Below are 12,185 nucleotides of genomic sequence, written 5' to 3' on the forward strand. Positions count from 1 at the left end.
CGCGATGACCAAGGACCGGGCATGACGCCAAGCCATGCAAACCGCGTGGCGGACGACGCAGGCGAAGGCATCGCCTGGCTGAACGCCGGTGCGCGACCTGACCAAAGGCACATGCCGCTGTGCCGGTGGCGACACATCCTCGGGCGGTGACGGGGCCGTGGCTGCGGCACGGCATCGCACCGGACCGACGCGGTCCGCGTGCCGTGCCGGTGCGGTGCGCGCCCCGTCCATGATCAGGGCGGGCATGCTGGCCAGGCCTGCAGACGGGCAGACCGGCACAAGGGAAGAGCAGGCAGTGAACGACGTGGGTGATACCGGCAACGCGGACCGGGCGCAGGCGTCCGCGGGCCGTATCCTGCGCGTGGGCGACCACGATATCGACGTGGACCGGCGCACCGTGGTCTCGCGCATCGATGGCAACTCGCGGCGGGTGACGCGCAAATCACTGCAGGTACTGCGGGTGCTCGTGGACGAGGCCGGGAAAGTGGTGAGCCGCGACGTGCTGCTGGCGCGCGTGTGGCCCGACACGCTGCCCACCGACGACGTACTGACCCAGGCCATCGCCCTGCTGCGCAAGGCATTCGGCGACGACCGCGGCGCGCCGCGCTACATCGAGACCATCGCCAGGGGCGGCTACCGCCTGCTGGCCACGCATGCGTGGCTGGCGGCGCCGGTCGCGAATGCCGAACCGGCGCGGGACGCCGCCACGCACGAGGCCACGGCGCCGGAACTGCATCCGGAACCGGATCCGGCCCCGCACCCGGCCCCGCCCGCCGCGTCGCGGCGCGCAGGGCGGCGGTGGTGGCCCGCGCTGCTGGCGGTCGCGGTACTGGGGGTGACGCTGGTGCCGGCGCTGCTGCTGCCCGCCCGCACCGCACGCCACGCCGCGGCAACCGCGGCCGGCGGCGCGCGCGAGGCGTCGCTGCAGTACCACGCCATCGTGTCCTCGCCCGAGCAGGAGACCGCGCCGCGCCTGTCGCCGGACGGCACGCAACTGCTGTTCGCGCGCCAGGACCCCGCCACGGGCGGGCAGCGGCTGTACCTGCAGCGCACGTCGCAGGCCAGCGCGCAACCGTTCACCTTCCCCGTCGGCGACGAGCGCGACAGCCTGCCGGCATGGTCGCGCGACGGCCGCCAGGCCGCGTTCGTGCGCAGGTCCGGGCAGGGCTGCCACTTCATGCTCGCCGCGGCCGACGGCGGCGCCGCGCGGGTGGCCGGCGCCTGCGCGGACCGCGAGGGGCAACCGTTCGACTGGACCCCCGATGGCGGCGCACTGGTCGCCGGTGGCCTGCGCGCGGACGGCGGCCGTGGGCTGCACCGGCTCGATCTCGCCAGCGCGCGCTGGCGCGCACTGGACTACGGCGTCGACCGCGATGCCGTCGATTCGCTGCCGCGCCATTCCCCCGATGGCCGCTGGCTCGGCTTCCGCCGCGGCACCACGCTGGGCGACCTGTGGGTCATGCCCGCGGCCGGTGGTACGCCGCGCCGCGTCACTTCGCTGCGCGGCGACATCCGCGGCTGGGCCTGGCTGCCGGACAGCCGCGGCATGGTCTTCAGCCTGGTCAAGGAAGAAGTCCGGCTGTACCGCGTCGACCTGGCCGGTGGCACGCCGGTGCCGCTGCCGGTGCTGGGGGGCGGCAACCCGACCTACCCCGACATCGCCGCCGACCACTGGTCGATGGTGTTCGAGATCGACCGGCTGCGCAGCGGCATGTTCCGCTTCCGCACCGACGGCAGCGGCGGCGGCGAACCGGTGTTCGCATCCAGCGGCGTCGACCTCACCCCCGGCATCTCCCCCGATGGCAGCACCCTGGCCTTCGTGTCCGACCGCAGCCTGCACGCGCAGCTGTGGATCGGCCAGCCGGCGCACCCGCAGACGCTGCGTCCGGTGGCCGGGCTGGTGCCGGTGCCGCGCCATCCGCCGGTCTGGTCCGCTGATGGCCGCCGCCTGCTGGTGATCGGCCGTGGTGAGCACGGCGACCGGCTGTTCGAAGTCGACGTCGGCAGCGACACGGTGAACGCGTTGCCGGTGCCGGCCGCGTCGCCGGCGTTCGCCGCCTACACCGATCGCAGCGACCGCCTGCTGGTGGGCACCGACGCCGGCCAGGGCCGGCTGCAGCTCACGCTCTACTCGCTGCCGGACTGGCGCCGCATCGCATCGCTGGACGACGTGGCGGTTGCCCGCCATGACCCGGCCGGACACCGGGTCTGCTTCACCCGGCCGGCCCGCCGCGGCCTGTGGTGCGCCGACCCGACGCTGCAGGCGGTGGTCCAGCATGACGCCGGGTTCCCGGACGTGGCCCACTACCGCGAGTGGAGCATCGCCGCGGGAACGCCGCACTACAGCGGGCCGGCCGCGGGCTGCGGAACCGCGTGGCTGCCGCTCGGCCAGGCGCGCCGCGACGGCGGCCGCACCCGCTGCCTGATCGCCGCGCAGGCCACGCTGCCCGGCTCCAGCAGTGTCGACCGCGAAGGCCGCTGGTTGTATGCATCGTTGCCGCTGGAGCACAACATCGACGTCGGCTGGACCTCGCTGCAGGCATTGGCCGCGACCGCGCGGTGACGGCGGGTGGGCGGCTGCCCCCGCGGTGGCCGCGGACAGCGTCGCCCGCGCAGGCACGCCTGTCATCGGCCTGCGCTACTGTCGACCACCGCCTTCCGCCATCGCGTCGCGCCATGCCCGCCACCGCTTTCCCGGCCGCCACCGGCCGCCCCCCGTCGCAGCGCGTCCGCAGCCGCCCCGCAGGCGCGGTGCCACCGGGGAGCCGCCGTGGCACATGAAACCGATGCGCCCGGCGGCGCTGACCCGGTGGCCGGCGACAGCGCATGGCGCGTGTTCCTGGTGTTCCTGCGGCTGGGCCTGGTCGCCTTCGGCGGGCCGGTCGCGCACCTGGGTTACTTCCACGCCGAGTTCGTCACCCGGCGCCGCTGGCTGGACCCGCGCGCCTATGCCGACCTGGTCGCGCTCTGCCAACTGCTGCCGGGCCCGGCCAGCAGCCAGGTCGGCATGGCGCTGGGCCTGTCGCGCTGCGGCTACCGTGGTGCGTTCGCTGCCTGGGCCGGCTTCACCCTGCCATCGGCCATCGCCCTGATCGTCTTCGCGCGGTTCCTGGCCGGGCATCCCGGGGTGATTCCGCCCGGGGTGCTGCACGGACTCAAGGTCGTGGCGGTGGCGGTGGTGGCGCAGGCGGTCTGGGGCATGGCACGCAACCTGTACGCCGGCGGCACGTGGCTGGCGCTGGTGGCGATGGCGGCCGCCATCGCCCTGGGCGTTCCTTCGGCCTGGGTGCAGCCGGGCCTGATCGCCGCCGCCGCGCTGGCCGGCCTGCTGCTGTTCAAACCCACGCCGGCGCCCCCAGGCGGCGCCTGGACGATCGCCGTGGGACGCCGCGCCGGCGCGTGGTGGCTGGCGCTGTTCTTCGCCCTGCTGGTGGCGCTGCCGCTGCTCGCCGCGCTGCGGTCCGGCCACGCCATCGCCGAGGCCAGCGCCTTCTTCCGCGCCGGCGCGCTTGTGTTCGGTGGCGGCCACGTGGTGCTGCCGCTGCTGCAGGCGGCGGTGGTGCCAGCGGGCTGGGTCGACAACGACACCTTCCTCGCCGGCTACGGCGCCGCGCAGGCCATGCCCGGGCCGTTGTTCGCCTTCGCCGGCTTCCTCGGCGCCTCCATGCAGGCGGCACCGTCGGGCTGGAGCGGAGGGTTGCTGTGCCTGCTGGCGATCTTCGCCCCGTCGTTCCTGCTGGTCGCAGGCGCGCTGCCGTTCTGGAACCGGCTGCGCGGCAACGCGCGCATGCGCGCCGCGCTGAGCGGCATCAACGCGGCGGTGGTGGGCCTGCTGCTGGCCGCGCTCTACGACCCGGTAGGCACCCATGCCATCCATGCGCCGCGGGACATCGCGCTGGCGCTGGCCGCGCTCGCCGCGCTGGCATGGTGGAAGCTGCCGCCGTGGCTGGTGGTGGTCGGCTGCGGTGCCGCCGGCGGGATCGCGGGCATCGCCGGCCTGCAATGAACCGGCGGCCGGACGCGGTTGCCGCGCCGGCCGCCGTAGGGTCAAGCGGGCACCGCCGCGCTCACTCCACGGTGACGCTCTTGGCCAGGTTGCGCGGCTTGTCCACGTCGGTGCCGCGCGCCAGGGCGGTGTGGTAGGCCAGCAGCTGCACCGGGATGGTGTGCACCACCGGGCTGAGCACGCCGGCGTGGCGCGGGGTGCGGATCACGTGCACGCCGTCGGAGGCGGTGAAGTTGCTGTCCTGGTCGGCGAACACGAACAGCTCGCCACCACGCGCGCGCACTTCCTGCATGTTGGATTTCACCTTCTCCAGCAGGCTGTCGTTGGGCGCGATCACCACCACCGGCATCTCCGCGTCCACCAGTGCCAGCGGCCCGTGCTTGAGCTCGCCGGCCGGGTAGGCCTCGGCATGGATGTAGGAGATTTCCTTGAGCTTGAGCGCGCCTTCCAGCGCGATCGGGTAGTGCAGGCCGCGGCCGAGGAACAGCGCGTTGGCCTTGCCGGCGAAGCGCTCGGCCCAGGCCACGATCTGCGGCTCCAGGTTCAACACGTGCTGCACGCTGCCCGGCAGGTGCCGCAGCTGCTCCAGGTAGTCGGCCTCGCGCGCGGCGTCGACCCGGCCGTGCAGCCGGCCCAGCACCACCGCCAGCTGGAACAGCGCCGCCAGCTGGGTGGTGAAGGCCTTGGTCGAGGCCACGCCGATCTCGGCGCCGGCACGGGTATAGCAGACCAGTTCGCTGGCGCGCGGGATGGCGCTCTCGGGCACGTTGCAGATCGACAGCGTGTGCGCGTGCCCCAGCGACTTGGCGTACTTCAGCGCCTCCATCGTGTCCAGGGTTTCGCCGGACTGGGAAATGGTCACCACCAGGTGCCTGGGGTTGGCATAGGCGGCGCGGTAGCGGTACTCGCTGGCGATCTCCACGCTGCACGGCAGCCCGGCGATGGCCTCGATCCAGTAGCGCGCGGTCAGCCCGGCGTAGTAACTGGTGCCGCAGGCGAGGATCTGCACGCCCTCGATGCCGGCCAGCACCGTTTCGGCGTTGCGGCCGAACAGCGTGGCAGGGAAGCCGCCGGCGTCGATCGCCGCCTCGATGGTGTCGCCCAGCGCGCGCGGCTGCTCGTGGATTTCCTTCTGCATGAAGTGGCGGTACGGGCCCAGCTCCAGCGATGCCAGCGACACATCGGACAGGTGCTCCTCGCGCTGCACCGGCATGTCGTCGGGGCCGAACACGCGCACGCCGGCGCGGGTCAGCTCGGCGGTGTCGCCTTCCTCCAGGAACACCACGCGGCGGGTGGCCTGGATCACCGCCGACACGTCGGAAGCGACGAAGTTCTCGCCCTCGCCCAGGCCCACCAGCAACGGGCAGCCCATGCGCGCGACCACCATCCGCTCCGGCTCCTTGCGGCTGATCACCGCCAGCGCGTAGGCGCCGGTCAATTCCTTGACCGCCCGCTGCAGCGCGCCCAGCAGGTCGTCGTGGTCGGCCTGCAGGTGGTGGTGGATCAGGTGCGCGATGACCTCGGTATCGGTCTGCGACTCGAACGTGTAGCCCAGCGCGCGCAGGCGCTCGCGCTGTTCCTCGTGGTTCTCGATGATGCCGTTGTGCACCAGCGCCACGCCGTGGCTGACGTGCGGGTGGGCGTTGGATTCAGTGACGCCGCCATGGGTGGCCCAGCGGGTGTGGCCGATGCCGAGCATGGCGGTGAAACCTTCGGCCGCGGCGGCACTGGCCATCTCGGCCACGCGGCCGGTGCGGCGCACGCGGCGGATGTCGCGGTCATTGAGCACGGCGATGCCGGAAGAATCGTAGCCCCGGTATTCCAGCCGCTTCAGTCCTTCGATCAGTACCGGTACCACATCGCGATCCGCGATCGCTCCCACAATGCCGCACATAGTCCATCCGCCTGGGTTCACAGACGGACATTCTAGGTCAGCCGCTTCGGACATCCATCGGACATCGGCGCGACACCCGGCCGCGGACACTGTCCGCGCCGGTGTCCGCGGACACCCGGACACCGCACCACGCAGGAATTAATCCTTGTTTTTCATGCACATGGATGTTGGCACGGGACGTGCTTAACAGATACCAACTCTTCCAGCGAAGCCGACGATGATCCGCGACACCTCCGCACAGGACCAGACAATCTCCCAGCGCTCGCGGCCGCAGTGGCGCCGCTGGCTGTGGCCGGCCGTGGCCACGGTCGTGGTGCTGGCGGGCATCGGCTTCGTCGCCAAGGGCTGGCTGGGCGGCTCGCGCTCGTTCGATGGCGCGCGCCTGCGCATCGCCACCGTGGGCCGCGGCGACCTGGTGCGCGACATCGCCGCCGACGGCCGCGTGATCGCCGCCAACAGCCCGGTGCTGTACGCGATCTCCGCCGGCACCGTGACCCTGAAGGTGGTGGCCGGCGACGTGGTCAAGCAGGGCCAGGAGCTGGCGGTGATCGACAGCCCGGAACTGCGCAGCAAGCTGGCCCAGGAACAGGCCACCCTGGCCGGCCTGGAGGCCGAGGCCGGGCGCGCCGCGCTCGACGCCACCCTGGCCCGCGCCACCGCCAGCAAGGTCACCGACCAGGCCGCCATCGACCGCCAGGCCGCCGCCCGCGACCTGGAGCGCTACCAGCGCGGCTTCGACGGCGGCGCGGTGCCGCAGGTCAACCTGGCCAAGGCGCAGGACGACCTGAAGAAGGCCGAGATCACCCTGCAGCATGCGCGCAGCGATGCCGCGCTGCAGAGCCAGGGCGCGGACCTGGACGCGCGCAACAAGCGCCTGCTCGCCAACCGCCAGCAGGCGGTGGTGGCCGAGGTGCAGCGCCAGGTGGACGCACTCACCCTGCGCGCGCCGTTCGACGGCCAGGTCGGCCAGGTGCAGGCCACCCAGCACACCCAGGTCGCGGCCAACGCGCCGATCCTGGGCGTGGTCGACCTGTCGCGCTTCGAGATCGAGATCAAGGTGCCCGAGAGCTTCGCCCGCGATCTGGCGATCGGCATGCCGGCCCAGCTCACCAGCGGCTCCGGCCAGCCGTTCCCGGGCGAAATCTCCGCGGTTTCGCCGGAGGTGGTCAACGGCGAGGTCGTGGCCCGCATCCGCTTCTCCGACAAGCAGCCCGAGGGCCTGCGCCAGAGCCAGCGGATGAGCGCGCGGATCCTGCTCGACACCCGCAAGAACGTGGTCAAGGTCGAGCGCGGCCCGTTCGTCGAGCAGTCCGGCGGCCGCTACGCCTGGGTGGTCAACGGCAGCACCGCCAGCCGCCGCCCGGTGCAGTTCGGCGTCAGCAGCCTGGGCGAGGTCGAGATCGTCTCCGGCCTGCAGCCGGGCGAGAAGGTCGTCGTTTCCGGTACCGACCTGTTCGGCGACGCCGAGAAGGTTTCCATCAACTGATCGAAAAGCCGGGCGCGGGGAACGGGCAACGGGCAATGGAAGCGACGGCAATCGTCCAGACCCCTGCAGGCGCGATCCCCCACCCTTCCGCCCCTGCGCTTCCTGTCCACCACGCCTGATCCCGCGTTTCCCGTTTCCCCTTTCCCAGAGGTCATCCCATGCTCCAGATGCAATCTGTCTCCAAGGTCTTCCGCACCGAGCAGGTCGAAACCCACGCGCTGCGCTCGCTCGACCTGCACGTGCGCGAAGGCGAGTTCGTCGCGGTCACCGGCCCGTCCGGCTCCGGCAAGACCACCTTCCTCAACATCGCCGGCCTGCTGGAGACCTTCACCAGCGGCAAGTACCTGCTCGACGGCCAGGACGTCAGCCACCTGGGCGACGATGCCCGCTCGCGCCTGCGCAACCAGAAGATCGGCTTCATCTTCCAGGGCTTCAACCTGATCCCCGACCTGAACCTGTTCGACAACGTCGACGTGCCACTGCGCTACCGCGGCATGCCCTCGGCCGAGCGCCGCGAGCGCATCGAGAAGGCGCTCAGCAGCGTCGGCCTGGGCTCGCGCATGAAGCACTACCCGGCCGAGCTGTCCGGCGGCCAGCAGCAGCGCGCCGCCATCGCCCGCGCCCTGGCCGGCAGCCCGCGCCTGCTGCTGGCCGACGAACCGACCGGCAACCTCGACACGCAGATGGCGCGCGGCGTCATGGAACTACTGGAGGAGATCAACAGCCAGGGCACCACCATCGTCATGGTGACCCACGATCCGGAACTGGCCGCGCGCGCGCAGCGCAACGTGCACATCGTCGACGGCCAGGCCACCGACCTGCTGCGCGAACCGTCGCTCGGGCGCGCGGTGGCGTCGGTCGAAGCGGCCACCCAGGCCTGAGCCACGGACATGCTGTCGCTGCTCCCCTACTACCTCCGGCAAGGCCTGCGCAGCCTTCGCCGCACGCCGGTGCTCACCGGGCTGATGGTGCTGTCCATCGCCATGGGCATCGGCGCGGCGATGACGACCTTGACCGTGCGGCACCTGCTGTCCGGTGACCCGCTGCCGGGGCGCAGCCAGCACATCTACTACCCGCAGATCGATGCGACGCCCAGCGAGGAACCGCGCGCCAACCCGCTGGACATGCTCGACTACACCACCGCCGTGGACCTGTGGCGCGCGGCCAGGGCCGACCGCCAGGCGCTGGTGGTGGACAGCCCGGTCAAGCTGCAGGCACCGGACAACGGCGAACCGGCGAGCATGGCGACCATGCTCTCCACCACCGCCGATTTCTTCCCGATGTTCCAGGTGCCGATGGCCTGGGGCAGCGGCTGGTCGGCCGAGGACGACGAACGCCGCGCGCGGGTGGCGGTGATCTCCTGGGACCTCAACCAGCACCTGTTCGGAGGCACGGACAGCACCGGGAAGATGCTGCGCATCCGCGGCAGCGACGTGCGCATCGTCGGCGTGCTCGCACCGTGGCGGCCCTCGCCCCAGTTCTACACGGTGGCCGGCGGCCGCTTCGCCCAGGGCGATACGGCGTCGTACTACGCCAAGCCAGAGGACGTAATGGTGCCGTTCTTCACCGGCCTGCAGATCAACGCCGGCAACTTCCACCAGTTCACCTGCTGGGCGCTGCCCGAGCGCCCGGGCCACCTGGAGAACTCGCCGTGCGTATGGCTGCAGCTGTGGGTCCAGCTGGACAGCAGCGCCAAGGTCGCCGCCTACCGCCAGTTCATGGACGGCTACGTGCGCCAGCAGAACACGCTGGGCCGCATCCGCCAGACCGGCAACATGCGCCTGCCAAGCCTGATGGAATGGCTGGACTACAACGGCGCGGTGCCGCGCGATGCGCGCCTGCAGTCGTGGCTGGCACTGGCGTTCCTGGGCATCTGCCTGTTCAACACCGTCGGCCTGCTGCTGGCCAAGTTCCTGCGCCGCAGCGGTGAGATCGGCGTGCTGCGCGCACTGGGCGCCACCCGCACCATGGTGTTCCTGCAGTGCCTGGTCGAAGCGGCGCTGATCGGCCTGGCCGGCGGCGTGGCCGGGCTGGGCCTGACCCTGCTGGGGCTGTGGAACGTGCGCCAGCAACCGCTGGAATACGCCGACATGGTGCACCTGGACCTGCCGATGCTGGCCCTTACCTTCGCCCTGGCCGTGGCCGCCACGCTGCTGGCCGGCCTGTTGCCGGCGCTGCGCGCGAGCCGGATCGACCCCGCACTGCAGGTCAAGTCGCTGTGAGCATGCGCATGGACATCAAACCCATCCTGTCGACCCTGACCCGGCACCGCGTTTCGGCGCTGCTGATCATGCTCGAGATCGCCCTGGCCTGCGCGGTGCTGTGCAACGCGCTGTTCATGGCGGTGTCGCGCATCGACCTGATCGGCCTGGACAGCGGCGTGGACGAAGCGTCGCTGGCCACGCTGTCGCTGAACGACTGCGAGGGCTGCAACCCCGCCGACATCAACGGCCGCTGGCTCGAGCTGCTGCGCCGCCAGCCCGGGGTACAGGCCGCCGGCGTGGTCAACAGCCTGCCGTTCGCGCAGCGCGCCGGCGCCGCCGGCGTCACCCTGGACCCGGAAGGCAAGCGCTTTGGCGGCGTGCCGCACTTCTACACCGTCGACCCCGGCGCGATCCAGGCGCTGGGGCTGGTGCCGGTACAGGGCCGTGGCTTCACCGCCGCCGACTACCAGCCGGTCGACAACTTCCTGCCGGCCAACGCGCAGGTGTGGATCACCCGCGATTTCGCCGAGCACCTGTGGCCCGGCGAGAATCCGCTCGGCCGCGAGTTCTGGATGGGCACCTCGCACCTGAGCGTGGCCGGCATCGTCGCCCACTTCGCCGTGCCCAACCCCGGCCGCAGCGAAGGCGGCGTCGCCGCCGCGCAGTGGTCGGTGATCGTGCCGGTGGCCACCGACGCGCAGAGCGGCACCTACGTGGTGCGCGCCGATCCGCGCGACCTGCCGGGCATTCTCCACGACGCGCTGGCGGCGGCACCGCGGCTGGTCCCCGAGGCCATCGTCAACCGCGAATACAGCCGCACCCTGGCCGAACTGCGCCACCGCTATTTCACCCAGGACCGGGCCATGACCCGGCTGCTGCTGGGCGTCTGCCTGGCAATGCTGCTGGTGACCGCGCTGGGCATCGTCGGCCTGGCCAGCTTCTGGGTACAGCAGCGCACCAAGCAGATCGGCATCCGCCGCGCGCTGGGCGCCACCCGGCGCCAGGTGGTGGCCTACTTCCAGACCGAAAACCTGCTGCTGAGCGCCGCCGGCATCGTGCTGGGCATGTTGCTGGCCTATGCCGGCAACCAGGTGCTGATGCACTACTTCGAGACCGACCGGCTGCCGCTGCTGTACCTGCCGCTCGGCGCGATCGCCCTGTTCGCGCTGGGCCAGGCCGCCGTCATCGGCCCGGCGCTGCGCGCCGCCTCCGTTCCGCCCATCGTCGCCACCCGCGGTCAGTGACCGCCCGCAAGGATACGTCCATGTTCGCCTACTACTTCAAACTGGCGCTGCGCAGCTTCCGTCGCAACAAGGTGCTCACCGCGTTGATGGTGCTGGCCATCGCGCTCGGCATCGGCGCGGCGATGACCACCCTGACCGTGTTCAAGGTGCTGTCCGGCGACCCCATCCCGCACAAGAGCGAGCGCCTGTTCTACGTGCAGCTGGATCCCTACACCAAGGAAGGCTACAAGCCGGGCGAAGAGCCGGAGCAGCAGCTGACCCGCTTCGACGCCGAGGAGCTGCTGCGGCAGAAGAAGGCGCCGCGGCAGGCGATGATGACCGGCGGCGACGGCATCGTCGATCCGCGCGTGGATGCGCTCAAGCCGTTCAGCGTGAGCGCGCGTTACACCTCCGCCGATTTCTTCCCCATGTTCGACACCCCGTTCCTGTACGGACAGGGCTGGAGCGGCACCGAGGACAGCGGCCGCGCGCGGGTGGCGGTGATCAGCCGCAACCTCAACGAGAAGCTGTTCAAGGGCCAGAACAGCGTCGGCCGCGAGGTACTGTTCGAAGGCCATCCGCTGCGCATCGTCGGCGTGCTCGACAGCTGGTCGCCGCAGCCGCTGTTCTACGACGTGTTCGTCGGCAAGTACGACCGCAAGGAAGAGGTGCTGCTGCCGTTCTCCACCTCGCGCGACCTGCAGCTGGACCGCAGCGGCAACATGAACTGTTTCGGCCGCGAGATCGTCAATGACGCCACCGCGCTCAACGTGCCGTGCGCCTGGATCCAGTACTGGGTGGAGCTGGACGCGGCCGGCGACGCCGGTGCGTTCAAGGCCTACCTGGACAACTACTCCGAGCAGCAGCGCGCCGCCGGCCGCTTCGAGCGCCCGGCCAACACCCGCCTGCGCAACGTCATGCAGTGGATGGACTACCGCGGCGTGGTGCCCGGCGACGTGCGCCTGCAGATGTGGCTGGCGTTCGGCTTCCTGCTGGTGTGCCTGGTCAACACCGTCGGCCTGCTGCTGGCCAAGTTTCTGCGCCGCAGCGGCGAGATCGGCGTGCGCCGGGCGCTCGGCGCCAGCCGCGGCGAAATCTTCAAGCAGTGCCTGGTCGAGGCCGGCACCGTCGGACTGGCCGGCGGGCTGCTCGGCCTGCTGTTCGCGCTTGGCGGCCTGTGGGCGGTGCGCCAGCGCCCGGCCGAGTACGCATCGCTCGCGCACCTGGACGGCTCGATGCTGGTGCTGACCTTCGCCCTGGCCATCTTCGCCAGCCTGCTGGCCGGCATCCTGCCGGCCTGGCGGGCGATGCAGGTGACCCCGGCGCTGCAGCTCAAGAGCCAGTAAGGCTGGAACGACTGGAGGGGTGGCGA

At 71.4% G+C, this 12,185-nt stretch carries 8 protein-coding genes; 7 read left to right on the forward strand and 1 reads right to left on the reverse strand.

Going from position 1 to position 12,185, the window contains the following annotated elements; translation table 11 throughout:
• The first annotated feature begins 295 nt into the window (after window positions 1–295).
• Entirely contained in the window at window positions 296–2,563 is a 2,268-nt protein-coding gene (locus AC06E6_RS09650) for a winged helix-turn-helix domain-containing protein (RefSeq protein ID WP_478061129.1), read from the forward strand.
• A 207-nt stretch (window positions 2,564–2,770) separates the two neighbouring features.
• Complete coding sequence (chrA, locus tag AC06E6_RS09655) at window positions 2,771–4,006, forward strand: chromate efflux transporter (RefSeq protein ID WP_478061130.1); 1,236 nt, start codon at window positions 2,771–2,773, stop codon at window positions 4,004–4,006.
• A 61-nt stretch (window positions 4,007–4,067) separates the two neighbouring features.
• Here the strand turns inward: chrA and glmS are convergent, their stop codons facing one another.
• Window positions 4,068–5,900: a glutamine--fructose-6-phosphate transaminase (isomerizing) gene (gene glmS, locus AC06E6_RS09660; protein WP_104937942.1), complete on the reverse strand. Its 1,833-nt coding sequence runs from the start codon at window positions 5,898–5,900 to the stop codon at window positions 4,068–4,070.
• Window positions 5,901–6,117: 217 nt separating this feature from the next.
• Between glmS and AC06E6_RS09665 the strand changes: the two genes are divergently transcribed.
• From AC06E6_RS09665 to AC06E6_RS09685, 5 genes are all read left to right on the forward strand, one after another.
• On the forward strand, window positions 6,118–7,386 hold the full coding sequence (locus tag AC06E6_RS09665) for an efflux RND transporter periplasmic adaptor subunit (RefSeq protein WP_104937941.1): 1,269 nt from the start codon (window positions 6,118–6,120) through the stop codon (window positions 7,384–7,386).
• A 158-nt stretch (window positions 7,387–7,544) separates the two neighbouring features.
• Complete coding sequence (locus tag AC06E6_RS09670) at window positions 7,545–8,267, forward strand: ABC transporter ATP-binding protein (protein WP_104937940.1); 723 nt, start codon at window positions 7,545–7,547, stop codon at window positions 8,265–8,267.
• 18 nt (window positions 8,268–8,285) lie between these two features.
• Window positions 8,286–9,608 (forward strand): ABC transporter permease, encoded by a 1,323-nt coding sequence (locus AC06E6_RS09675; RefSeq protein ID WP_104940095.1) that lies wholly within the window; start codon window positions 8,286–8,288, stop codon window positions 9,606–9,608.
• A gap of 8 nt (window positions 9,609–9,616) precedes the next feature.
• Window positions 9,617–10,834 (forward strand): ABC transporter permease, encoded by a 1,218-nt coding sequence (locus tag AC06E6_RS09680; protein WP_478061133.1) that lies wholly within the window; start codon window positions 9,617–9,619, stop codon window positions 10,832–10,834.
• Between the two features lie 20 nt (window positions 10,835–10,854).
• On the forward strand, window positions 10,855–12,159 hold the full coding sequence (locus tag AC06E6_RS09685) for an ABC transporter permease (RefSeq protein WP_161614322.1): 1,305 nt from the start codon (window positions 10,855–10,857) through the stop codon (window positions 12,157–12,159).
• The last annotated feature ends 26 nt before the right edge of the window (window positions 12,160–12,185 follow it).

It is taken from the genome of Stenotrophomonas sp. Steno-Z10-HUANG (assembly GCF_056393075.1).